The organism is Streptomyces sp. NBC_00193, from assembly GCF_026342735.1.
Taxonomy (GTDB): domain Bacteria; phylum Actinomycetota; class Actinomycetes; order Streptomycetales; family Streptomycetaceae; genus Streptomyces; species Streptomyces stoeckheimensis.
Genome location: NZ_JAPEMM010000001.1, coordinates 1,713,624 through 1,737,747, shown reverse-complemented (window position 1 = coordinate 1,737,747; position 24,124 = coordinate 1,713,624). Strand labels below are relative to the sequence as shown.

Below are 24,124 nucleotides of genomic sequence, written 5' to 3'. Positions count from 1 at the left end.
GTCGGCACCGGCGGGTCGCCGTACGGCAGCCCGACGGTAACGAAGCGGCCCCGGCCCCTTGTCCGAAGGTTTACCCGTTAGTAGCCTCCAGGCGTCGAACGGGCTTGTGCATGCGGGGTGGGGGCGTCGTGGCTGGTGTGGGTGGCGTGGGTGGCGTGGTGCTGCGGAGATCCGTGGCCGGAGCGACCGCGGTGGTACTCGTCGTGGAGGCGGCGGTGCTCGGCTTCGTCCACCTCGTCCTGGGCCGGACCACCGAGAACCAGTCGATGTCCATCGCGGGCGCCGATCCGGATGTCATGTCCAAGGCAACCTATGCGCTGGGCGCCGGCATGGCCGTGTTCCTGCTCGCCTGTGCGGTGTTCCTCGTCGTCGCCGCGGTCCGCGACCGGGCCCCGGGCACCTTCGCGCGCGTGCTCCTCGTCAGCGCCGCCATCACCCACGGACTGCTCGGCGCCCTCGTCGTCGGCCTGGTCGGCTGGGGCGCCTTCGCGGTGATGATGCTGATCCTCTGCCTGCTGGTGCTGAGCCTGACGCTCTACGCGGCCAAGGGGGCGGGCGGGGCCGGTGAGGCCGCGGGAGGCTCCAGCGGCCCCCTGGGCGGCTTCGGTGGGCCCGGCGGGGGCCTCGGTGACGACCTCGACGGCGGGCCGGAGATCCGGGACACGCCGCCGGGCCACCCGCTCGCGGACTTCGGGGACTTCGGGAAGCTCGGGGACGTCAAGCCCACAAGTCCGTGATGGACACGCCCAGTTCGGCCAGCAGCGAGCGCAGCAGCGGCAAGGAGATGCCGATCACATTGCCGTGATCCCCGTCGATGCCCTCGATGAACGGGGCCGACAGCCCGTCCAGGGTGAACGCCCCCGCCACGTGCAGCGGTTCCCCGCTCGCCACGTACGCCGCCACCTCCGCGTCCGTCGGCTCGCCGAAGCGGACCGTCGTCGACGCCGTGGCCGAAACCCGCCGGCCGCTCGCCGTGTCGATCACGCAGTGCCCGGTGCGCAGCACCCCGGCGCGCCCGCGCATCGACTTCCAGCGGGCCGTGGCCTCCTCGGCGTCCGCCGGCTTGCCCAGCGCCTCGCCGTCCAGCTCCAGCACGGAGTCGCAGCCGATCACCAGGGCGCCCGCGGCCTCGTCCAGGGTCGCCACGACGGCCGCCTTCGCCTCGGCCAGCGCGAGCGCCAGCTCGGCGGGGGAATCGGCGGTGAGGGCGTCCTCGTCGAAGCCGCTCACGATCACGTGCGGGGAGAGCCCGGCCTGGCGCAGCAGGTTCAGCCGGGCGGGCGAAGCGGAGGCGAGGACGAGGGCGTGGCCGGGGGCAGCAGTCATGCCTGCCATCGTAGGTGCGCCTCGCGGGTGGCCGGGGCGCCAGGGGGTGTCCGCAAAGTCCCGCCTGCCTCGCGACGCAAGGCCGCCCTTCGGGCGACGACGGGAGTTTGACGACAGGCCCTAGAAACCGCCCACGCCCAGCACGTAGACCACGACGACCATCGCGATGACGACGATCACCGTCATCCGCCGGACCATCGCCTCGGCGTCGCGCATGTCCTTCGGCGGCTCGTTCTTCGGGTCTGACCAGAGCATGCCCCGATCCTGGCCCCGAGCACTCCTGTGGCGCCTGAGTACGGGTACTCAGGCGCCACGGGCAGTTCACGCCATCTTCATCCGCGGATGTGCCTTACACGGACTGCACGGACTACGCGGGCACGGACTACGCGGGCCAGTACGTACGGCCCCACGCGCCCGGCCCCGGGCGCGGCAGGGTCCGCCGGGCCACCCGGCCCGGCGCCGCCCACGCGTCGGTCACCCGCTCCGCGCCCGACGGCGCCGACGCGAGGGCCGCCGCGCGCGCTCGGACCACCGCCAGTGCGGCGGCCAGCTCCTCCGGGGTCGGGTTCCCCTTGACGACCTTGATCACCACTGTGAGCTCCTCGTGACGGCTAGAGCGGGATGTTGCCGTGCTTCTTCGGGGGCAGGGACTCGCGCTTGGTGCGCAGCTGCCGCAGCCCCTTCACCACGTGCGCCCGGGTCTCGGACGGCATGGTCACCGCGTCGATGTACCCGCGCTCGGCGGCCGTGTACGGGTTCAGCAGCGCGTCCTCGTACTCGGTGATGAGCCGCGCCCGGGTCTCCTCGGCGGTGCCGGCCTCCTCCGCTTCGGCGATCGCCCGTCGGTGCAGGATGTTGACCGCTCCCTGCGCGCCCATGACGGCGATCTGGGCCGTCGGCCAGGCGAGGTTGAGGTCGGCGCCCAGGTGCTTGGAGCCCATCACGTCGTAGGCCCCGCCGAAGGCCTTGCGGGTGATGACGGTGATCAGCGGGACGGTCGCCTCGGCGTAGGCGTAGATCAGCTTGGCGCCGCGCCGGATGATTCCGTTGTACTCCTGGTCGGTGCCCGGCAGGAAGCCCGGAACGTCGACGAACGTCAGCACCGGGATGTTGAAGGCGTCGCACGTCCGGACGAACCGGGCCGCCTTCTCGGAGGCGTCGATGTCCAGGCAGCCGGCGAACTGCATCGGCTGGTTGGCGACGACCCCGACCGGGTGCCCCTCGACGCGGCCGAAGCCGGTGAGGATGTTCGGCGCGAAGAGCGACTGGGTCTCCAGGAACTCCGCGTCGTCGAGCACGTGCTCGATCACCCTGTGCATGTCGTACGGCTGGTTCGCGCTGTCCGGGATCAGCACGTCGAGCTCGCGGTCGCTCTCGGAGACCTCCGTGTCGGCTTCCTCGGGGAAGGCCGGGGGCTCGGAGAGGTTGTTCGACGGGAGGTAGGAGAGCAGCGACTTCACGTACTCGATGGCGTCCTTCTCGTCACCCGCCATGTGGTGCGCGACGCCGGACGTGCTGTTGTGCGTGCGCGCCCCGCCCAGCTCCTCGAAGCCGACGTCCTCGCCGGTGACCGTCTTGATGACGTCCGGGCCGGTGATGAACATGTGCGAGGTCTGGTCCACCATGACCGTGAAGTCGGTGATCGCGGGGGAGTACACGGCCCCGCCGGCGCACGGGCCGACGACCAGGCTGATCTGCGGGATCACGCCGGAGGCATGGACGTTGCGGCGGAAGATCTCGCCGTACATGCCCAGCGCGCTGACGCCCTCCTGGATGCGGGCGCCGCCGGAGTCGTTGATGCCGATCAGCGGGCAGCCGGTCTTCAGCGCGAAGTCCATGACCTTCATGATCTTCTGGCCGTAGACCTCGCCGAGGGCCCCGCCGAAGACGGTGAAGTCCTGCGAGAACAGGGCGACGGGCCGCCCGTCGACGGTGCCGTAGCCGGTGACGACGCCGTCGCCGTACGGCCGGGTCTTCTCCAGCCCGAAGTTCGTCGACCGGTGCCGGGCGAACTCGTCCAGCTCGACGAAGGACCCCTCGTCCAGCAGCAGGGCCACCCGCTCACGCGCCGTCAGCTTGCCCTTGGCGTGCTGCTTTTCCACCGCCCGCCCTGACCCGGCGTGTGTGGCTTCCTCGACGCGGCGCTGCAGATCCGCGATCTTCCCCGCGGTGGTGTGCATGTCGATCGGCTCTGACGGTTGTGACATCGGGGTCGCGGCTCCCTGCGTGGTGTCAACTGCCTGGTGACTTACTTGGTTTTTACTAGCTACTGGTGCGTAGCGTATCGGCGGGCATGGCGCTCGGCGGTGCGGCGTTTGACACACCTAATCTGGGTTGCATGACGCCATCAGATGCATCAGGCGGGGCTTCGACCGGAGCTTCCGCGGGCCGTTGGTCGAGTCTGGACCGGCCGCCCTTGAACGTCGCCGCGCTGCAGCGGGCCCTCGTGACCGGTGACGGGCTGTGGAGCTCGCTGGAGGTGGTGGGGTCCACCGGGTCCACCAACAGCGATCTCGCCGCACGGGCCGCGAAGCTGCCCGAGGGGGCCGTGCTCGTCGCCGAGGAGCAGACCGCCGGACGGGGCCGGCTCGACCGGAGCTGGGTCGCGCCCGCGCGGTCCGGACTGTTCTTCTCCGTGCTGCTGAAGCCCGGGCCCGCGGTGCCGCAGGAGCGGTGGGGCTGGCTGACGCTGCTGGCCGGAGTGGCCACCGCCACCGGGCTCTCGCGCGCGGCGGGCGTGGACACCTCCCTCAAGTGGCCCAACGACCTGCTGGTCACCGTGGACGGGGAGGAGCGCAAGACCGGCGGGATCCTCGCCGAGCGCGTGGCCGACGGGGTCGTCCTCGGGATCGGGCTCAACGTGACGCTGACCGACGCCGAGCTGCCGGTGGACACCGCCGGGTCGCTGGCGCTGGCCAAGGCCACCGTCACCGACCGGGACCCGCTGCTCAAGGCCGTACTGCGCTCCCTGGAGCAGTGGTACGGGAACTGGCGGGAGGCCGGCGGCGACCCGGCGGCCAGCGGTCTGCAGGAGACGTACGCGGCGGGCTGCGCGACCCTCGGCAAGCACGTGCGCGCCGAGCTGCCGGGCGGGCGCACGCTCACCGGGACGGCCGAAGCGGTGGACGCCGACGGACGGCTCGTCGTACGGACGGCGGAGGACAAGCACGAGGCCGTGGGGGCAGGGGACGTCGTCCATCTGCGGTCCGTGCGGTAGCCCGCGGGGGGACCGCCCCGGGTGACGGAGTAGGGGAGTGAGCTACGGCACACCTGCCGTATGGTTTAGGCGATCCCGGTCCTCCCGGTGATCACCCGGTTCGGCAGTGCGCACGGAATGGACAGGAGGCGGCCCTTGACCGTCGACGACCCTCAGTCCAGCGCGCCCGCCCCCGCAGCGGCGACGGGCGGTGCGGGCGGCTCCGGCGGCTCGGGCGGTTCCGGAGTCCACGCGACCCCGATCGGGCGCGAGCAGCACACTCCCCACCATGAGGTCGACCACACGGCGCAGCCGACGGCCGACCCGCTGGCCATCCGCCTGGAGCAGTTGATCCTGGGCGCCGAGCGCCGGTACACGCCCTTCCAGGCGGCCCGCAGTGCCGGGGTCTCGATGGAGCTCGCCTCCCGCTTCTGGCGGGCCATGGGCTTCGCGGACATCGGCCAGGCCAGGGCCCTGACGGAGGCCGACGTACTGGCGCTGCGCCGGCTCGCCGGCCTCGTCGAGGCCGGGCTGCTGAGCGAGCCGATGGCGGTCCAGGTGGCGCGGTCCACCGGGCAGACCACGGCCCGGCTCGCGGAGTGGCAGATCGACTCCTTCCTGGAGGGGCTGACGGAGCCGCCGGAGCCGGGGATGACCCGTACGGAGGTCACGTACCCGCTGGTCGAGCTGTTGCTGCCGGAGCTGGAGGAGTTCCTCGTCTACGTGTGGCGGCGCCAGCTCGCGGCCGCGACCGGGCGGGTCGTGCAGGTGGCGGACGACGAGGAGATGGTCGACCGGCGCCTCGCGGTGGGCTTCGCCGACCTGGTGGGCTTCACGCGCCTGACGCGGCGGCTGGAGGAGGAGGAGCTCGGCGAGCTGGTCGAGTCCTTCGAGACGACCTCCGCGGACCTGGTGGCGGCGCACGGCGGCCGGCTGATCAAGACGCTGGGCGACGAGGTGCTGTACTGCGCCGACGACGCGGCCACGGCGGCGGAGATCGCGCTGCGGCTGATCGAGACGATGGAAGCCGATCCGCAGATGCCGGAGCTGCGCGTGGGCATCGCCTTCGGGACGGTGACCACCCGGATGGGCGACGTCTTCGGGACCACGGTGAACCTGGCCTCGCGGCTGACGTCGATAGCGCCGAAGGACGCGGTCCTGGTGGACGGTGCGATGGCCGAGGAACTGGGCCGCACGGGCGCGGCGCCGGTCTCGGAGAAGGAGGCGGAGAACGAGGTGGGCGGCGGCGCCTACCGCTTCGCGCTCCAGCCGATGTTCCAGCGCCCGGTCCGCGGCCTCGGCGTGGTGGAACCCTGGTCGCTGACGCGCCGGAGCCCCAAGACCTCCGGTTGACGTGCCCCCGGGCCGGCCGACGGCGTCGGCCCCGGTTCTTCCCGAAGTGCCGGCTGTGCCGGACCTGCCGGACCTGCCGGACCGATCCGTACCCTGGCGTGCCCACGCAACCCCGGCGTGCCCACGCTCCGGGCCGGTGCCCGGGATTGGTCGGCCGGAGGCCTCCTGCTGAGCTGCTCCGCGCGCTAGAGTCCGTGATAACGGTCGTTAACGTGGAGGGTCGCAGTGATGTCGGAACAGCGCTTCGGGGAGTTCGTCGCGGTACGCCGTGCAGGCGATGGGCGCGTCGCCGAGCTGGTTCTGGACCGGCCCAAGGCGATGAACGCCGTGTCGACCGAGATGGCTCGGGGCATCGGCGCCGCGTGCGCGGCGCTGGGTGCGGACCCCTCGGTACGGGTCGTCGTGCTCTCCTCGACCGCCGAGAGGGCGTTCTGCGTGGGCGCGGACCTCAAGGAGCGGAACTCCTTCTCGGACGCCGAGCTGCTGCGGCAGCGGCCGACCACGCGGGGCGCGTACGGGGGAGTCCTGGAGCTTCCGATGCCGGTGATCGCGGCGGTGCACGGCTTCGCGCTGGGCGGCGGCTTCGAGCTGGCCCTCGCGTGCGATGTCATCGTGGCCGACGGGACGGCCGTCGTCGGGCTGCCCGAGGTGTCGGTCGGGGTGATCCCGGGCGGCGGCGGCACGCAGCTGCTGCCGAGGCGCGTGGGGGCGGCGCGGGCGGCCGAGCTGATCTTCACCGCGCGGCGCGTGGAGGCCGCCGAGGCGCTGGCCCTGGGTCTGGTGGACTCGGTGGTGCCGGCGGGGACGGACCGCGAGGCCGCCCTGGCGATGGCGGCGGCGATGGCGGCGAACTCCCCGGTCGGGCTGCGGGCCGCCAAGCGGGCGCTGCGGCTCGGGCACGGCATGGACCTGACGGCCGGGCTGGAGATCGAGGACGCGGCGTGGCGGACGGTGGCCTTCTCGGGGGACCGGGCCGAGGGCGTGGCGGCGTTCAACGAGAAGCGGAAGCCGGAGTGGCCCGGGGTGTGAGGGCGTCCGTCGGCGTGTCCGGTGGTCCTGCGGACCCTGGATGGTGACCCGGTGTGATCTTGGTGCCACCGAATGTCGCGCCAATTGTCACTAAATCGGACAAAACTCCCTAACCTGGGGTGATGGGTGTTGACGGGCGGCTTCGAGCCGTTGTGGGCCTCGCGCAGGCCATGGCTGCCGCGTGCACGCCGCGGGACAGCGTGCGGGCCGCCGCGCGCGGAGCGAGGCTGGCGATGGACGGGTCGTTCGCCGCGATCTCCGCGTGGGAGCGGGAGCGGGGGCGCCTGCGGGTGCTCGTGAACGAGGGGGAGCGCAGGGACGGGGAGGAGGAGTTCCCCGAGGACGAGTCGTACCCCGTGCACGATTTCCCCGAGATCACGGAGTTCCTGCACGAGCGCTGGGTCGGCGGCGGCGGACCCCACGCCTGGGTGGACAGCGCGGTCGGGGACCGGCCGGGACGCCGGGGCGAGGCCCTGCGGCGGCGCGGGCGCGGCACGTGCGTGGTGGCCCCGATCGTGCTGAGCGGGCGGGCCTGGGGCGAGCTGTACGTGGCCCGGGACGAAGGCATGGCGGACTTCGACGAGGACGACGCGGAATTCGGAGAGGTCCTCGCGGCGGTGATCGCGGCCGGGCTGGCGCAGAGCGACCGGCTGGAGGAGGCCCGCCGGCTCGCCTTCACCGACCCGCTGACCGGGCTGGCCAACCGGCGGGCCGTGGACATGCGGCTCGACGAGGCGCTGGAGGAGCACCGGCGCAGTGGTGCGGAGGTGGTGGTGAGCCTGGTCGTCTGCGACCTGAACGGCCTGAAGAAGGTCAACGACACCCTGGGCCACGCGATGGGCGACCGGCTGCTGGAACGGTTCGGCTCCGTGCTCAGCCTGTGCGGGGCGATGCTGCCGGGTGCGCTGGTGGCGCGGCTGGGCGGGGACGAGTTCTGCCTGGTCAGCGTGGGGCCTTCGGCGGACGAGGTGGTACGGGTCACCGAAGAGGTGTGCCTGCGGGCCGCCGAGCTGGAGCTGGGGGAGGGGGTCGCCTGCGGCGTCGCCTCCACGGGGGACCCGATCGGGCCGGTGAAATCCTCCCGGCGGCTGTTCCGGCTGGCGGATGCGGCGCAGTACAAGGCGAAGGCGGCGCGGTCGGCGAAGCCGGTGGTCGCGGGGCGGGACGCGGCGGTCGTCCGCCTCGCCGACGCGGAGCCCGGGGGCCCGGGCGAACGCCGCCGCTTCCGCGGGCGTGCGTAACGGTGCCCGGGCGGCCCGGCTGGGCCCCCGCGCCCCGGCTCGCTGCGCGGCCCCGCCCGGCGGGTCCCGCCCCCGGGTGGGGTGGCCGATGCTGCGGCCCGCGGCGGGTTGCCCTGCGGGGCAAAGTCCCCGCCCCGCCCTTCCACCGTTCCCCGGGCGCTGCCCGGACCCCGGTCCTCAAACGCCGGACGGGCTGAGGAGGGGTCCCGGGCTGCGCCCGGACCCCCTGGGGCTCCGCCCCAGACCCCGCGCCTCAAACGCCGGCGAGGCTGGATTTGCGCGGGGACGGGTCCGGGCGGAGCCCGGGGAACGGGCGAAGGGTGGGTAGGGGACCTCGCCCCGCAGGGCTAACCCAGCCGCACCCGCCCACCAGGCCCCGCGCCGGGACGGCGGTGGCGGGCACCCCGACCGGCCACCGCCGGTCGGAGGCCGGCGCAGCGGCGCGAAGCCGGTAAGGCCCGCCAGGGCCGAGCCGTGCGAGCGGCGCGTCAAGAGGGAGTGACATGAAGAGATTCAGTCCGTAGGGTGCTGAATATGGATATGCACACTGTCGTGGTGGGAACGTCCGGGACCACCGCCGAAGACGTGATCGCCGTCGCCCGCGGCAACGCCCGTGTCGAGCTTTCCGGCGAGGCCCTGGCCGCGCTCGGACGGGCCCGCGAGATCGTGGAGGCGCTCGCCGCGAAGCCCGAGCCCGTCTACGGGGTGTCCACCGGGTTCGGGGCGCTCGCCTCCCGGCACATCAGCCCCGAGCTGCGCGCGCAGCTCCAGCGCAACATCGTCCGCTCGCACGCCGCCGGCATGGGCCCGCGCGTCGAGCGCGAGGTCGTGCGGGCGCTGATGTTCCTGCGGCTGAAGACCGTCGCCTCCGGGCACACCGGCGTCCGGCCGTCCGTCGCGCAGACGATGGCCGACGTGCTCAACGCCGGGATCACCCCCGTCGTCCACGAGTACGGGTCGCTGGGGTGCTCGGGCGACCTCGCCCCGCTCTCGCACTGCGCGCTCGCGCTCATGGGCGAGGGTGACGCGGAGGGCCCCGACGGGACCGTGCGCCCCGCCGGGGAGCTGCTCGCCGAGGCCGGGATCGAGCCCGTCGAGCTCCGCGAGAAGGAGGGCCTCGCCCTCCTCAACGGCACCGACGGCATGCTCGGCATGCTGGTCATGGCCCTCGCCGACCTCGGCAAGCTGTACACCTCCGCCGACATCACCGCCGCGCTGACGCTGGAGGCGCTGCTCGGCACCGAGAAGGTGCTCCAGCCCGAGCTGCACGCCATCCGCCCGCACCCCGGCCAGGGTGCTTCCGCCGCGAACATGGCCGCCGTGCTCAAGGGCTCGGGCCTGACCGGGCACTTCCAGGAGGAGTCCGCCCCGCGCGTCCAGGACGCCTACTCCGTGCGCTGCGCCCCGCAGGTCGCCGGCGCGGGCCGCGACACCATGGCGCACGCCGCCCTCGTGGCATCGAGGGAGCTGGCCGCCGCCGTCGACAACCCGGTCGTGCTGCCCGACGGGCGCGTGGAGTCCAACGGGAACTTCCACGGCGCCCCGGTCGCCTACGTGCTCGACTTCCTTGCCATCGCGGCCGCCGACCTCGGGTCGATCGCCGAGCGCCGCACCGACCGGCTGCTCGACAAGAACCGTTCGCACGGCCTGCCGCCGTTCCTCGCGGACGACGCCGGCGTGGACTCCGGGCTGATGATCGCCCAGTACACACAGGCCGCCCTGGTGAGCGAGATGAAGCGGCTCGCGGTTCCCGCCTCCGCCGACTCGATCCCCTCCTCCGCCATGCAGGAGGACCACGTCTCGATGGGCTGGTCGGCCGCGCGCAAGCTCCGTACCGCCGTCGACAACCTCACCCGGATCGTCGCGATCGAGCTGTACGCGGCCACCCGTGCCATCGAGCTGCGTCACGGGCTCACCCCGGCGCCGGCCAGCCGGGCCGCCATCGCGGCGGCGCGTGCGGCGGGTGTGGAGGGTCCGGGGCCGGACCGTTTCCTCGCGCCCGACCTGGCCGCCGCGGACGCCTTCGTTCGTTCGGGTGCACTCGTGGACGCCGTCGAGGCCGTCACCGGTCCCCTCGCCTGACCGGACCGTAGGGACACCAGGAAAGAAGGAAAGGGGTGCGGCCCGGGGTGATCCCCGGGCCGCACCCCTTCCTCGTGTCCGTGTGTCCGTGGGCTCGGCGCCCGCTACGCCGTGCGCGACCGGCGTACGGAGAAGGCCACGAAGCCGGCGCCGGCGCTCAGGAAGAGCGTGCCGCCGAGCAGGTAGGGCGTGGTGTCCACGCCGCCCGTGTCGGCGAGCTCGAGGGTGGGGACGGCCTCGGAGGCGGCCTGGACCTCCATGTTCGCGGCGGCGGGCGCGCCGGAGGCGGCCTTCGCGTGCCCGGGCGCGGTGGCGTTGGCCGAGGGGACGAACCACAGGACGGCGAGGAGGGTGGTCGCTCCGAGAGCGGTGAGTGTTGATCGGCGTGCGGACACGGTGCGATCCCCCTTGTGGCAGCAGCGAATTGGCCCCGTGCGGTGATGCTACGGAAAGGGGCGGGTCGTGGGAAAGTCGGGGCCGCCACGGGATTACTCTCCGTCGTATGAACCCTTCTGAGACCTCACGATACGTACGCCTTCGGGTCGATTTGGTACTTGAAGTGCCGGACGTCGACGCGCTCACCGGAGCCGCCCTCGCGCACATCAAGGCCGACGAGTTCATGCCGGACGAGGAGCGCGGCCACGCCGAGGCGGCCGTCCGGGAGGACGAGTCGGAGGCTCTGGCCTACCTCGTGGACCCCACTGACCTGGTCGCGGAGATCCCCGGGGTGGAGCTCGCGCAGGCCTCCTGGAGCAGCGAGCCCGTGGAATACGACCCCGAGTCCATGGAGTGGGACCTCGACGAGGAAGATGGGGAGCTCGACGAAGAGACTGACAACGTCTGACGGTGGGGTTGACCACATTCGAACGGAATGGGGCAGCACCTCGGGGTGTAATGCGTTGTCAGGACGAGGCAGGGGGGTCATGCCCCCTGCCCGGGGAGTTCGGGGTTCCGGCAACGATGGAGTGGCGTGTGAGGACGGACAACAAGCGGCGGAGAAGGTCCCTGGTGGCCATATCCGCCGTACTCGGCGGCGTACTGGTGCTGGCGGGATGCGGCGGCGGTGACGACAAGGGCGGTGACACGCCGAAGGCCAGCGGGGAGGCATCGGCCAAGTCCCAGGCGGACGTGGACGCGGCTGCGGCCAAGGACGCCTCCAAGGCCAAGATAGCCATCACGCCCAAGGACGGCGCCACCAACGTCGGCCTGAACGACGCGGCCAACGTGGCCGTGAGTGAGGGCACGCTCACCCAGGTCGAGCTGAAGAGCTCCGAGGGCACGGCGGTGCCGGGCAAGATAGCCGCCGACGGGAAGAGCTGGAAGCCGGACGGCGCGCTGAAGCGCTCCACCAAGTACGCGCTGTCGGCGACCGCGAAGGACGAGGCGGGCCGCGAGGCGCACGAGAACGCCTCCTTCACCACCGTCTCCCCGCAGAACAGCTTCGTGGGCTCCTTCATCCCGGACGAGGGTCAGACCGTCGGCGTGGGCATGCCGGTCTCGATCACCTTCGACAAGCAGATCAAGGACAAGAAGGCCGTCCAGGCGGGCATCACGGTCACCTCCAGCAGCGGCCAGGAGGTCGTGGGCCACTGGTTCAGCACGCAGCGGCTGGACTTCCGCCCGGAGAAGTACTGGCAGGCCGGTTCCACCGTCACCCTGAAGCTGGCGCTGGACGGGGTCCAGGGCGGCCCGGGCATCCAGGGCGTGCAGAGCAAGACCGTCACCTTCAAGATCGGCCGGAGCCAGGTCTCCACGGTCGACGCGAAGAGCAAGAAGATGACGGTCACCCGGGACGGCGCGGTCCTCAAGACCATCCCGATCTCGGCGGGCTCCCCGGAGAACCCGACCTACAACGGTCAGATGGTGATCTCCGAGAAGTTCAAGGAGACCCGGATGAACGGCGCCACCGTCGGCTTCACCGACGACGACGGCAAGGGCGAGTACGACATCAAGGACGTGCCGCACGCGATGCGCCTGTCCCAGTCCGGCACCTTCGTGCACGGCAACTACTGGGGACCTGACTCGGTCTTCGGCAGCGCCAACACCAGCCACGGCTGCGTCGGCCTGAACGACGCCAAGGGTGCGAACGACCCGAACCAGCCCGCGGCCTGGTTCTACGACAACTCCCTCATCGGTGACGTCGTCACGGTCGTCAACTCCCCGGACAAGACGATCAAGCCGGACAACGGCCTCAACGGCTGGAACATGAGCTGGGCGGACTGGAAGGCCGGTTCGGCCGTCTGAGCCGCCGACACCACAGCTGAACCCCGCGACGGACGGCGGGGAGCCCCGGCCAGGGGGCTCCCCGCCGTCCGTCTGTGTTTCCTGCTGCGTGCACTCCTGCACTCCCGTATTCCTGTGCAGCACCTGTGAGTTCGTGTTCTCATCCGGCTCTTATGGACGGCTTATCCGGCCGTCACCGGTGCTGCCTACTTTCGGCCGCATGTTCTTCACCTACCTCCGGCGCGAGCTGCGCCGCCGCAGGAAGGCGGCGCTCGTCGTCGCCTCCGGACTCGCGCTGGGCATCGCCCTCGTCATCGTCGTCACCTCCGTCTCGGCGGGGATGACGCAGGCCCAGGGCAAGGTCCTCCAGTCGCTGTACGGCCTCGGCACCGACATGACCGTCACCAAGGCCCAGACCCCGCCGGCCGAGGGCGACACCGCGGCCCGGCCCCGGTTCAGGTTCGACGCGAAGGGCGAGGGCGACGCCGACGCCGAGCAGAGCAGCGACCTCGTGATGCCCCAGGGCTTCGAGACCCTCGACGCCGCGACCGTGGACAAGGTGTCCGGCCAGTCCGGCGTCGCCCAGGCCGTCGGCGGCCTCAGCCTTCAGGTGATGAAGGTCAACGGGCAGTTCAAGCGCGGCGAGTTCAAGCGCGCGGAGGGCCAGACGGGCGGCGGTACGGCCGCAAAGCCGGGCGCCACCGGCGGTGCGGGCGGTACCGGCGGCACGGTCGAGGGCGGCGGCGCCGACTTCGACGTCAACTCCTTCTCCGTCTACGGCGCGGACGTCACCCGGCCCGAACTGGGCCCGCTCACCACCTCCAAGATCAGCTCGGGCCGTACCTTCGCGGCCGGCGAGACCGACGCGGCCGTCGCCGTCGTCGACAGCGCCTACGCCACGAAGAACAAGCTCGCCGTCGACTCCGAAGTCACCGTCAAGAGCGCCAAGTTCAAGGTGATCGGGATCGCCACCGCCGACAGCGGCGACGCGGCCGCCAACGTCTACGTCCCGCTCAAGCAGGCCCAGACCCTCGCCGGAACCCCCGACAAGATCACCACGGTCTACGTCCAGGCCAAGGACTCGCAGGCCATCGGCTCCGTCAAGCAGGCCATCCAGAAGAACGTCCCGGACACCACCGTCACCACCTCGGCCGACCTGGCCGACACCGTCTCCGGTTCGCTCTCCACCGCCGCCTCCCTCGCCTCCACGGTCGGCACCTGGCTCTCGTACGCGGTCCTCCTCGCCGCCTTCCTCGTCGCCGGCCTGCTGACCTCCTCGGCCGTGTCCCGGCGCGTCCGCGAGTTCGGCACGCTCAAGGCACTCGGCTGGAAGAGCGGCCGCGTCACCGGCCAGGTCGCCGGAGAGGCCCTGGTCAACGGCCTGATCGGCGGAGCGCTCGGCATCGGCCTCGGGCTCGGAGCCGCGTACGCCATCACCGCGATCAGCCCGCAGCTGACCGCGCAGCTCGCGGCCGGCGCCGGCCGGGGCCAGGGCCCGGGCGGCGGGGGAGGCGGGATGATGCGCTCCGCTCAGCAGGGCGCCGGCAAGGCCCTCGACATCGCGCTCACCGCGCCCGTCTCGCTCTCCACCATCGGCCTGGCCGTCGCGCTCGCCGTCGCGGGCGGACTCGTCGCAGGCGGCTTCGGCGGCTGGCGCGCCTCCCGGCTGAGGCCGGCGGACGCACTGCGTCGCGTCGAATAGCCCGCGGCCGCAGGTTCGTACGGCCGTTCGTGCGTCCGTACGTACGCCTCGTGCGCCTGCTCGCCCGCCCGCCAGCCCGTCCCACCGCCCCGCAACCCGAGGGAACGAACCAGAGATGTACCAACTCACCGGTGTCACCAAGCGCTACCAGCGCGGCAAGGAATCCATCGACGCGCTCGCCGGCGTGGACCTGACCATCGAGGACGGCGGCCGGCTCGTCATCCAGGGCCCCACCGGCGGCGGCAAGTCCACCCTGCTCCAGATGCTCGGCGCCCTGGACCGCCCGACGGCCGGACAGATCGTCCTCGACGGACTCGACCTCGCCACCGTCTCCGAATCCCGCCTCACCCGGGTCCGCGCGGAGAACATCGGCTTCGTGTTCCAGTCCTTCAACCTGATCCCCACGCTCACCGCGCAGGAGAACGTGGAGACGGCCCTCGTCCCGCTCGGGCTCAAGGCCCGCGAGCGGCGCGACCGGGCCGCCGAGGCGCTGGACTCCGTAGGCCTCGGAGAGCGGATGGGGCACCTGCCCGGCGAGATGTCGGGCGGCCAGCAGCAGCGCGTGGCCATCGCCAGGGCGCTCGTGAAGCGGCCGAAGGTGCTGCTGGCCGACGAGCCGACCGGCAACCTCGACGAGTCCATGCGCGACGAGGTCATGGAACTGCTCGAAGGGCTGTGGAAGGAACACGGCCTGACCTTCGTCATGGTCACCCACGACAGCGCGCTCGCGAAGCGGGCCCCGCGGGTGGCGACGATCCGGCGGGGGAAGGTGACGGTCACCGAGAACGTCTGAGCGGAAGCGGCTCGGCGGGGTGCGCCCGAGCGTGCGGCCGGGGTCCGGTCTAGGGTCCGGAACATGATGATCACCCCGCTCTCCGTGCCCCCGACCGACACCGAAGTCGACCACTGGTGGGCCGTCCTGGCAGCCGCCAGGACGGCGGACCTGCCGGGGACTCCGCCGCCCTCCCGGACGGAGGTCGCCGGAGAGCTGCGGGTGCCGTCGGTGCGGGGGCGCTCGGCGCACTGGGCGACGGAGGACGCGGTCGCCTCGCTGGTCCTCTTCACCGACGGCGTCAACGACCACACCGCGTTCCTGGACGAGCTGACCGTACGGCCCGACGCGCGGCGGCACGGTGTGGGGACGGCCCTGTGGGCGCGGGCCCGCGAGGAGCTGCTCGCGGACGGCCGTACCTCGGTGGCGGCGGAGGTGGACCTGGGAGGTCCCGGTCAGGCGTTCGCCGAGGCCGTGGGCTTCGAGAACGTCCTCTCGATGGCCTGGTACGTGCAGGACGTACGGGAGGCGCGGTGGGTGCAGGGGGCGCAGGCCGCGAAGGAAGGGGCCGGGTCCCCCGCGCCCGGCTACGAGCTGCACTGCTGGCCCGGGCTGGTGCCCGACGCGTGGGCGCAGGCCGTGGCCGTCGCCCACGGGGCGATGGAGGACGCGCCGATGGGCGAGCTGGACCAGCAGATCCAGACCTGGACGGCAGAGCGCCTGCACGCCGCCCACCGCAAGATCCTGGACCGGGGAGGCGCCCTGACCACGGTCGCCGCCGTCACCCCGGACGGCGAGGTGGCGGCCTACACGGAACTGGTCCTCCTCGACCCGGCGGGCCCGCGCGCGCTCCAGTACGACACCGTGGTCGTCCCCGCCCACCGGGGCCACGGCCTCGGCCGCGCGGTCAAGCTCCGCATGCTCGCGGAGGCGGCGACCCGCCACCCGGACCTGCGCACCATCGCCACCTCGGTGGCGGACGACAACGCCCCGATGCTCGCCGTCAACGCGGCCCTCGGCTACCGGCGCGAGCGCGGGGTCGGGTACTTCCAGCTGACGCTGTAGGCGGGGGCGCGGCTGCTTTACGGGCTTACGGGCTTCCGGGTCTACGGGCTTACGGGCTTACGGGTCTACGGGGCGGATTCCTCGACGGGACCCGGGGCGTGCTCCCGCTCCCGCTCCGGCGCGGCGGACGGCGCGGACCAGGAGGCGAGGAGGCTGAGGGCGTCGGCCGAGGGGGAGCCCGGGGCCGCGTGGTAGGTGACCAGGAACTGCGCCGGGTCGTCCGGGAAGGCCAGGGTCTCGAAGGAGAGCCGGAGCTCGCCGACCAGCGGGTGGCGCAGTCGCTTGACGCCGTGGATCTTGTTGTCGGCCACCGTGTGGGCGGCCCACAGCCGGCGGAACTCCTCGTTCTTGACGGACAGTTCACCGACCAGCGCGGACAGCCGTTCGTCGTCCGGGAACTGCCCGGCGTACACGCGCAGATTGCTCACCACCTCGCACGCCCGGCATTCCCAGTCCGCGTACAGCTCCGCCGTCGCCGGGTCCAGGAACACCAGCCGCACCAGGTTGCGCTCCTGCGCCGGGAGCGCCCCGAAGTCGCCGAAGACGGCCGCGGCCAGCCGGTTCCAGCCGATGACGTCCTGGCGCCGCCCGACGAGGTACGCCGGTACGCCGTCCATCGCGTCCAGCAGCGTCCGCAGCTCCGGCCGGACCTGCTGGGGGCGCGGGGCCTGGCGGCGCTTGCGCGGCTTGGGGCCGGCCAGGTGGCTCAGGTGCGCACGCTCCGTGCCGTCCAGGCGCAGGGCCCGCGCGATGGCGTCGAGGATCTCCGCCGACACGTTCTGGCCGTGGCCCTGCTCCAGCCGCGTGTAGTACGCGACCGACACCCCGGCCAGCTGCGCCAGCTCCTCGCGGCGCAGGCCGGGGACCCGGCGGTGGCGCCCGTAGTCGGGCAGGCCCACGTCCTCGGGGCGCAGCCGGGCGCGCCGGGAGCGCAGGAACTCGCCGAGCTCGGCTCGTTGATCAAGCTGATCCATTACCCCAGTATCGCCGCGCGGGGGTGCAGGCCGGGGGCGTGAGCCTGACCCCGCCAAGGGTAGGTTCGCCAGACCTAGGCAGGACAGGGGGATGGGTGTCCGGGGCGGGGCAGGGCAGGCTGGGACCACACCGCACCACAGTCTTCCGAGGAGCCCCACCGTGTCCGTCACCCAGGTCGCCGCCTACGCCGCTCCCGCGCCCAAGGCCCCGCTGGAGCGCACCACCGTCCCGCGCCGTCCGGTCGGTGCGCACGACGTCCTCATCGACATCAAGTTCGCCGGCATCTGCCACTCCGACATCCACCAGGTCACCGACGGCTGGGGCGAGGGCATCTACCCCATGGTCCCGGGCCACGAGATCGCCGGTGTGATCACCGAGGTCGGACCCGAGGTCACCAAGTTCGCCGTCGGCGACCGGGTGGGCGTCGGCTGCTTCGTCGACTCCTGCCGCGAGTGCGAGCAGTGCCTCGCCGGGCAGGAGCAGTTCTGTGCCAAGGGCATGACCGGCACGTACAACTCCCTCGACCGGAACGGCGAGCCCACGTACGGCGGTTACTCCACGCACGTCGTCGTCGACGAGAACTACACCGTCCGCATCCCCGACGCCCTTCCCCTCGACGTCGCCGCCCCGCTGCTGTGCGCCGGCATCACGCTCTACTCGCCGCTGAAGCACTGGCAGGCCGGCCCCGGCAAGCAGGTCGCGATCGTCGGCCTCGGCGGCCTCGGCCACATGGGCGTCAAGATCGCCCACGCGCTCGGCGCCGAGGTCACCGTCCTCTCGCAGACCCTGCGCAAGCAGGAGGACGGGCTCAAGCTGGGCGCCGACCACTTCTACGCCACCAGCGACGAGGCCACCTTCAAGGAGCTGGCCGGCCGCTTCGACCTGATCGTGTCCACCGTGTCCGCGCCGCTCGCGCTCGACTCCTACCTGGGCCTGCTCAAGGTGGACGGCGCCCTGGTGAACGTCGGCGCCCCGGAGGAGCCGGTCTCGCTGAACCTGTTCTCCGTCATCGGCGGCCGCAAGACCCTGGCCGGCTCGATGATCGGCGGCATCGCCGAGACGCAGGAGATGCTCGACTTCTGCGCCGAGCACGGGCTCGGTGCGGACATCGAGGTGATCCGGGCCGAAGAGGTCAACGAGGCCTACGTGCGCGTCCAGTCGGGCGACGTCCGCTACCGCTTCGTCATCGACACCTCGACCATCTGACCGACCGGAGCCTGACGGCGGCCCCCCGAGTGCACGGCACTCGGGGGGCCGCCGTCACACGCTTTTCATGCTCCGTGCATGGTCTCGGCGGCCCTCCGCGCGGACGATCTTCCCATCAGCCTTCAGCCACAGGGGAGTTCGAGATGTCCAGCCGCCGCCACTTCCTCGCGGGTTCCGCGGCCGCCGCCGTCGGCCTCGCGGCCCTCCCGCAGGCCGTCCAGCCCGCGCAGGCGGCCGCTGCCGGGACGGCCCCCGGGGCGGAGGGGCCGCCGAACCTCGTGGTGATCCTGGCCGACGATCTGGGCTACGGCGACCTGGGCGCGTACGGCCAGAAGCTGATCACCACCCCGCGCATCGACCAACTGGCCGCAGAGGGGCTCCGGTTCACCGACGCCTACTCCGCGGCCGCCGTCTGCGCGCCCTCCCGTGCCGCACTGCTGACCGGCCTGCACACCGGCCACGCCGCCGTCCGGGCCAACCCCTCCAGCGGCGGCCAGGGCAGCCTCGGCGCGGGCGACACCACCTTCGCGGAGGTGCTCCGGGCACGCGGGTACCGTACGGGTCTCTTCGGCAAGTGGGGCTTCGGACCGGAGGCCGGGGACCAGCCGAGCCACCCGTCCGCGCGCGGCTTCGAGGAGTTCTACGGGTACATCGACCACAGCCACGCCCACCAGTACTACCCGGCGTACCTCTGGAACGGCAACGCCAAGGAGACCGTCCCGACGGGCACCTTCGCCCCCGACGCGATCGCCGCGCGCGCCCTCGGCTTCATCGACGCCCACGCCGGCGGCCCCGCCCCCTTCCTGCTCTTCCTCACCCCGAACCTCCCGCACGCCCCGAGCGAGATCCCCGACGCGAGCGCCTACGCCGACCGGTCCTGGACGCAGGCCAACAAGTCGCACGCGGCGCAGATCAGCCTCCTCGACGCGCAGGTCGGCGCCGTCGTCGACCGGCTGAAGGCGCGGGGCGTCGCGGAGCGCACGGTCGTCCTGGTGGCCTCCGACAACGGCCCGCACGAGGAGGGCGGGGTCAACCCGGACCTCTTCGACGCCAACGGCCCGCTGCGCGGCTACAAGCGCAACCTGTACGAGGGCGGCGTACGCGTCCCCCTCGTCGCCTGGTCCCCGGGCCGGATCGCCCCCGGCACCACCAGCGCCCGCCCCACCCCGCTCTACGACCTCCTGCCCACCCTCGCCGACCTGGCGGGCGGCGCCCCGGCCCCTGCCGACATCGACGGGCTCTCGGCGGCCGCGGTCCTCAACGGCGCCCCCGCCCTGGCCCCCCTCCACAACCACCTGTACTGGTACCGCGACGAGCAGGGCGTCACCAGCCGCGCCAACACGCAGGACGGCGGCCGGGCGAAGCAGGTGGCGGAGGCCATCCGCAAGGACCAGTGGAAGGCCGTACGGTTCGCCCCGGCGCGGGACCGCACGGTGGCGGACTCCCAGTGGGCGTTCGAGCTCTACAACCTGGCGGTGGACCTCGGCGAGAAGAACGACGTGGCGGCGAAGAACCCCTCGGTGGTCTCGTCGTTGACGGCCCTCCTGCGTTCCTCGTGGGCGGACACGTACGTGCGCCGCCCGTGGGGCCTGACCGCGGTCGCCGACGCCGTCGCCTCGACGCTCACCACGACCGTCGCGAACGGTACGGCCCGCCCCTGGCCGGACGTCCGCGTCACCCTCCCGCTCCCGTCGGGCTGGACGGCCACCGCGACGACACCGACGACCGCGCCCTCCCTCGGCCCGGGCGAGTCACTGACCACGACGTGGCGGCTGACCCCGCCCCCGACGGCGCCCGCACCCGCGCTCCTCGTGCCGCAGGCCACCACCTCGTCCTCCCTCGGCTTCACGGCACCCGTCCGCTACACGCCCCTGCCGGCCCCGCCCACGCAGGACAGCTACCTCAGCGACCTCCCCTGGGTCTCGGCGGCCAACGGCTGGGGCCCGGTCGAGATCGACCGCTCCAACGGCAAGCAGGCGGCGGGCGACGGCACCCCGATCGCCTTCGGCGGGGTCACGTACGCGAAGGGCCTCGGCGTGCACGCCCCGTCGGAGATCGTCTACCACCTGGGCGGCCGCGGGAACCGCTTCACGGCCCTGGTCGGCATCGACGACTTCTCGAAGAAGCAGTCGGCGTCCGGAGCCACCCGCGCGACCGTACGCGGCGACGGCCGGGTCCTCGCCACGACGGGGGTCCTGACCGGCGCGTCGGGACCGACCGCGCTCGACGTGGACGTACGGGGGATTCGCCTCCTGCACCTGGTCGTGGAGGACGCGAACGGGAACTCCGCCTTCGACCACACCTCGTGGGCGGCGGCGCGGGTGACGGTGGTCTGAGGGGGGAGAGGGGGGCGGAGCGGAGTGAGGCGGTGCCGTACAACCTTTGTGCGGCACCGGGAGTCTCCCTTGCCGACACCGTCCCTCTCCGTTCGTTCTCCATCGAAGGAACCCTGCTGGTGCGCACTCCTCGTACGGCGGTCCTGCTCACCGCGGGCCTCGTCACCCTCCTCGGCATACCGGCCGTCGCCGCCGCCGACACCCCGACCGACCGGTACGTGAACAGCGCCTCGGGAGCCTGCTCCGACACCAGAGCCGGCTCGCGGTCCGTCCCGTTCTGCTCGATCTCGGCGGCGGCGAAGGTGGTCGAGTCGGGCGGGACCGTGTGGATCGAGCAGAACACGTCCTACCCCGACGAGGTCACCATCGACCGCTCGGGAGAACCGGGCAAGCCGATCACTTTCGCCGTCCGGGGAAGCGCCTTCCGGTCCTATGTCGCCAAGGGCCTGACCGTCGACGGGGCCTCCCACGTGGTGATCCGCGGGCTGCAGGTCAGCGGAGGCACCAAGGTCGTACGCTCCGGCGACATCGAGCTCGACCGGCTCAACACCAAGGCCGACGCGGACCGCGAGGGCCTCGTCGTCGGTGAGGGAAGCACGAACGTGCGCGTCACGCGCAGCGATCTGACCGGTGTCCGGATCGACGGCGGCGCCCGGGGCACGGTCCTCGGCCGGAACTCCATCAGCGGCCTGATCAACGGGACGGCCGTCACTGTGGCGGACGCGCCCGGCACCGCCGTCACCAACAACACGTTCGTCACCACCTGCGAGGCGGCCCTCGCGGTCGGCGGAGCCTCGGCAGGCTCCTCCGTGCACAACAACGTGTTCTTCACCTGGGACAACCCACGCTGCACGTCGCCCGCACCGCGTACCGGTATCCAGGTGGCGGCGGACGCGGCAGAGGGTGTCCGGGCCGACTACAACCTGATCACCGGCCCCGTGGTCAAGATGGCTCCCTACACATGGGCCGGCACGGCCTACCCGACCCCGGCGGCGTTCACGGCCGCCACGGGCCAGGGTGCCCACGACCTCCTGGCCCCGAACTTCGAGGCGGTCGGCCCGAAGGACCGCTCTCCCACCATCGACTCGGGCGACCCGACGGCGCCGGGCGTCCTGCCCACGGACTACTACGGGAAGCCGACCGCGGACGACCCGCGCGTCGCCAACACGGGCAAGGACGGCGGGTACATCGACCGCGGCGCCTACGAGACCCAGGATGTCCTGAGCGGTGTCGGGCTGAGCGTGACGCCGTCATGGGCGCCGACCGGCACCAAGGTCAGTGCGACCGCGGCCCCGCGCAGCACGTGGCCCTCGGAGCTCACGTACCACTACGACTTCGGTGACGGCACGGCCCCGGTCGTCACCACGAACACCACCGCCGAGCACGTCTACGCGAAGCCGGGCGACCACGTGGCGAGGGTGAAGGCGGTCAACAAGGTCGGAGCATCGGTCTTCTCCTCCGACACGCCCGTCAAGGCGACCCAGGCCGGTGCGCTGACCACGGACTTCACCGTCGACCAGCCCCTGCCCACCGAGGTCGACCCGGGAGCCAGGCCGGTCTCCCCGCTGACCATCGTCGTCGATCCCGCGAAGCTCACGGCGGCACCCTGGCCGGTCGTGAGTTCGAGGGTGGAATTCGGTGACGGCAGCGCGGATGACGCCGACCGGCTGCGTTCCTTCGAGCACATCTACGCCACGCCGGGCACTTACACGGTCAAGCTGACCCTCGTGGACTCCAAGGGCGCGAAGTCCACGGCCACCCGTACCGTCAAGGTCGCCTACGCCCCGTCCGGGTACATCCCCACCGAACCCTTCCGCATCAAGGACTCGCGCACGGACGGCGAGCCCGTCACCTCCGGCCGGTGGCTGCACGTGATCCTGCCGGAGGGACACCGGGTACCGGGCCACGCCCTGTCGAACAGCATGGCTTCGGCGGTCGTCAACGTGACCGTCACCGGAGCCACGGAGGACACCCACCTCACCGTGTGGCCGTCCGGCCAGGAGCGTCCGGCGACCTCGAACGTGAACGTCCGCGCAGGCGGCACCTCGTCGAACACGGTCACGGTTCCCGTCGGCTCGGGGCTCACGGCCCTGCTGAACTCCGGCAAGGCCGATCTGATCGTGGACTTCGTCGGCTACTACCAGCCCAACGCCGGCGACCGCTTCTCCCCCCTGGCTCCCACCCGCGTCCTGGACACCCGCACGACCGGCGGCGCGCTGGCCGCCGCCAAGACCCGTACGGTCAAGGTGGCCGGCGTGAACGGCGTCCCGGCGGACGCCACGGCGGTCGCCCTGAACCTGACCGGTACGGGCGCCAAGGAGCCGGCGCACGTCATCGCGTACCCGGATCCGGCGAAGCGTCCGGCGACCTCGAACCTGAACGTGGAGCCGGGCAAGGACAAGTCCAACCAGGTGATCGTCCCGGTCGGCCCGAACGGCACGATCACCCTGTTCACGAACACGGGCTCGACGCACGTGATCCTGGACGCGGTGGGCTACTACGGCAAGGACGGCAAGGCGCTCTTCACCCCGGTCGTACCGAAGCGCCTGGCCGACACCCGCACTACGGGCAAGGTCGCCCCGGGCGCCACGACCACGGTCTCGGGCCTCCCGGCCAACGCCCTCGGTGCGGTCCTCAACATCACCGCCACCGACACCACCGCTCCGGGCTTCCTCACCGCGTACGGCTCCGGCGGCACGCTGCCGGGCGCCAGCAGCCTGAACACGCTGCCCGGCCGTACGGTCCCGAACCACGTGATGACCCCGGTCGGCCCCGGCGGCAAGGTGAACATCTTCAACAGCTACGGCGGCCCCAACCACGTGATCACCGACCTCCTCGGCTACTTCACGACCGGCTGACGCCCTTGCGGCACACGACAGAGCCCCGGCCCCCGCGGATGCGCGGGGACCGGGGCTCCTTCGTATGTGGACTCGGCTCAGCCGTCCGCGCGGGCCACGCCGATCGGGCAGGAGACGCCCGTGCCGCCGATGCCGCAGTAGCCGCCGGGGTTCTTGTCCAGGTACTGCTGGTGGTACGCCTCCGCCGGCCAGAACGGGCGCTCCGACGCCGGGAGGACCGCCGTGGTGATCGTGCCGTAGCCGGAGGCCGTCAGGACGCGCTGGTAGGCCTCGCGGGAGGCCTCGGCGGTGGCCTGGGCGGCGGGGGAGTGGGTGTAGACCGCCGAGCGGTACTGGGTGCCGACGTCGTTGCCCTGGCGGAAGCCCTGGGTGGGGTCGTGGGACTCCCAGAACAGCTTCAGCAGGGCTTCGTAGGAGACCAGGGAGGGGTCGAAGACGACCCGGACGACCTCGGTGTGGCCGGTCTGGCCCGAGCAGACCTCTTCGTAGGTCGGGTTCTCGGTGAAGCCGCCCTGGTAGCCGGCCAGGGTGGTCCACACGCCCGGGGTCTGCCAGAACTTGCGCTCGGCGCCCCAGAAACAGCCGAGGCCGAAGTCCGCGACCTCCAGGTGGGCGGGGTACGGGCCCGCGAGGGGGTTGCCGAGCACGGTGTGCACGGCGGGCAGCCCGAAGAGCGGCTCCGCGCGGCCGGTCAGGGCTTCCTCGCGGGTGGGGAGCTCGGGCGTGCGGCGGTACGAGAACATGGATTCCCTCCTAGTGG

Annotated in this window: 21 protein-coding genes; 14 read left to right on the top strand and 7 right to left on the bottom strand. The window is 72.3% G+C overall.

What is annotated here, in order from left to right; all coding sequences use genetic code 11:
- The first annotated feature begins 173 nt into the window (after positions 1–173).
- Complete coding sequence (locus OG898_RS07230; RefSeq protein ID WP_266955718.1) at positions 174–737, top strand: hypothetical protein; 564 nt, start codon at positions 174–176, stop codon at positions 735–737.
- Here OG898_RS07230 and OG898_RS07225 read toward each other — a convergent pair.
- The 4 genes from OG898_RS07225 to OG898_RS07210 form a co-directional block, all read right to left on the bottom strand.
- Complete coding sequence (locus tag OG898_RS07225; protein WP_250746254.1) at positions 718–1,326, bottom strand: nucleoside triphosphate pyrophosphatase; 609 nt, start codon at positions 1,324–1,326, stop codon at positions 718–720. The genes OG898_RS07230 and OG898_RS07225 overlap by 20 nt on opposite strands.
- A gap of 120 nt (positions 1,327–1,446) precedes the next feature.
- Positions 1,447–1,581 (bottom strand): morphogenic membrane protein MmpB, encoded by a 135-nt coding sequence (mmpB, locus tag OG898_RS07220; protein WP_266880764.1) that lies wholly within the window; start codon positions 1,579–1,581, stop codon positions 1,447–1,449.
- 127 nt (positions 1,582–1,708) lie between these two features.
- Positions 1,709–1,918, bottom strand: a complete 210-nt coding sequence (locus OG898_RS07215; RefSeq protein WP_250746263.1) for an acyl-CoA carboxylase epsilon subunit — start codon at positions 1,916–1,918, stop codon at positions 1,709–1,711.
- A 19-nt stretch (positions 1,919–1,937) separates the two neighbouring features.
- A complete protein-coding gene (locus tag OG898_RS07210) occupies positions 1,938–3,533 on the bottom strand; it encodes an acyl-CoA carboxylase subunit beta (RefSeq protein ID WP_250746265.1) in 1,596 nt (531 codons plus the stop codon).
- A 131-nt stretch (positions 3,534–3,664) separates the two neighbouring features.
- Here OG898_RS07210 and OG898_RS07205 point away from each other — a divergent pair, with 131 nt between their 5' ends.
- The 5 genes from OG898_RS07205 to hutH all read left to right on the top strand — a co-directional run bounded on the left by OG898_RS07205 (position 3,665) and on the right by hutH (position 10,227).
- On the top strand, positions 3,665–4,543 hold the full coding sequence (locus OG898_RS07205) for a biotin--[acetyl-CoA-carboxylase] ligase (protein WP_250746270.1): 879 nt from the start codon (positions 3,665–3,667) through the stop codon (positions 4,541–4,543).
- Positions 4,544–4,783: 240 nt separating this feature from the next.
- Entirely contained in the window at positions 4,784–5,875 is a 1,092-nt protein-coding gene (locus tag OG898_RS07200; protein WP_266960114.1) for an adenylate/guanylate cyclase domain-containing protein, read from the top strand.
- A 228-nt stretch (positions 5,876–6,103) separates the two neighbouring features.
- Entirely contained in the window at positions 6,104–6,904 is an 801-nt protein-coding gene (locus tag OG898_RS07195) for an enoyl-CoA hydratase/isomerase family protein (protein ID WP_250746276.1), read from the top strand.
- A gap of 122 nt (positions 6,905–7,026) precedes the next feature.
- Positions 7,027–8,145 (top strand): sensor domain-containing diguanylate cyclase, encoded by a 1,119-nt coding sequence (locus tag OG898_RS07190; RefSeq protein WP_266955710.1) that lies wholly within the window; start codon positions 7,027–7,029, stop codon positions 8,143–8,145.
- A 540-nt stretch (positions 8,146–8,685) separates the two neighbouring features.
- The gene (gene hutH, locus OG898_RS07185; protein WP_250751633.1) at positions 8,686–10,227 is read left to right on the top strand and encodes a histidine ammonia-lyase; all 1,542 of its coding nucleotides are present in this window, start codon (positions 8,686–8,688) and stop codon (positions 10,225–10,227) included.
- Positions 10,228–10,331: 104 nt separating this feature from the next.
- Here the strand turns inward: hutH and OG898_RS07180 are convergent, their stop codons facing one another.
- Positions 10,332–10,622, bottom strand: coding sequence for a hypothetical protein (locus tag OG898_RS07180; RefSeq protein WP_250751626.1), 291 nt, complete (start codon positions 10,620–10,622; stop codon positions 10,332–10,334).
- Positions 10,623–10,786: 164 nt separating this feature from the next.
- Between OG898_RS07180 and OG898_RS07175 the strand changes: the two genes are divergently transcribed.
- From OG898_RS07175 to OG898_RS07155, 5 genes are all read left to right on the top strand, one after another.
- Positions 10,787–11,071: a hypothetical protein gene (locus OG898_RS07175; protein WP_250751624.1), complete on the top strand. Its 285-nt coding sequence runs from the start codon at positions 10,787–10,789 to the stop codon at positions 11,069–11,071.
- A 116-nt stretch (positions 11,072–11,187) separates the two neighbouring features.
- Positions 11,188–12,471: an Ig-like domain-containing protein gene (locus tag OG898_RS07170; protein WP_266955707.1), complete on the top strand. Its 1,284-nt coding sequence runs from the start codon at positions 11,188–11,190 to the stop codon at positions 12,469–12,471.
- 199 nt (positions 12,472–12,670) lie between these two features.
- Positions 12,671–14,152: an ABC transporter permease gene (locus OG898_RS07165; RefSeq protein WP_266955705.1), complete on the top strand. Its 1,482-nt coding sequence runs from the start codon at positions 12,671–12,673 to the stop codon at positions 14,150–14,152.
- Between the two features lie 115 nt (positions 14,153–14,267).
- Positions 14,268–14,945, top strand: coding sequence for an ABC transporter ATP-binding protein (locus tag OG898_RS07160; protein WP_266955703.1), 678 nt, complete (start codon positions 14,268–14,270; stop codon positions 14,943–14,945).
- A gap of 63 nt (positions 14,946–15,008) precedes the next feature.
- Positions 15,009–15,989, top strand: a complete 981-nt coding sequence (locus OG898_RS07155; RefSeq protein WP_250751616.1) for a GNAT family N-acetyltransferase — start codon at positions 15,009–15,011, stop codon at positions 15,987–15,989.
- 65 nt (positions 15,990–16,054) lie between these two features.
- On the opposite strand, the gene OG898_RS07150 is transcribed toward OG898_RS07155, so the two are convergent.
- Complete coding sequence (locus OG898_RS07150; protein WP_250751614.1) at positions 16,055–16,963, bottom strand: helix-turn-helix transcriptional regulator; 909 nt, start codon at positions 16,961–16,963, stop codon at positions 16,055–16,057.
- Positions 16,964–17,123: 160 nt separating this feature from the next.
- On the opposite strand from OG898_RS07150, the gene OG898_RS07145 reads away from it, so the two are divergent.
- From OG898_RS07145 to OG898_RS07135, 3 genes are all read left to right on the top strand, one after another.
- Positions 17,124–18,170, top strand: a complete 1,047-nt coding sequence (locus tag OG898_RS07145) for an NAD(P)-dependent alcohol dehydrogenase (protein ID WP_250751612.1) — start codon at positions 17,124–17,126, stop codon at positions 18,168–18,170.
- A 143-nt stretch (positions 18,171–18,313) separates the two neighbouring features.
- Complete coding sequence (locus tag OG898_RS07140; protein WP_266955701.1) at positions 18,314–20,506, top strand: sulfatase-like hydrolase/transferase; 2,193 nt, start codon at positions 18,314–18,316, stop codon at positions 20,504–20,506.
- Positions 20,507–20,625: 119 nt separating this feature from the next.
- Positions 20,626–23,364, top strand: coding sequence for a PKD domain-containing protein (locus OG898_RS07135; RefSeq protein ID WP_266955699.1), 2,739 nt, complete (start codon positions 20,626–20,628; stop codon positions 23,362–23,364).
- A gap of 77 nt (positions 23,365–23,441) precedes the next feature.
- Here the strand turns inward: OG898_RS07135 and msrA are convergent, their stop codons facing one another.
- A complete protein-coding gene (gene msrA / locus OG898_RS07130) occupies positions 23,442–24,107 on the bottom strand; it encodes a peptide-methionine (S)-S-oxide reductase MsrA (RefSeq protein ID WP_250751607.1) in 666 nt (221 codons plus the stop codon).
- Between the last annotated feature and the right edge of the window lie 17 nt (positions 24,108–24,124).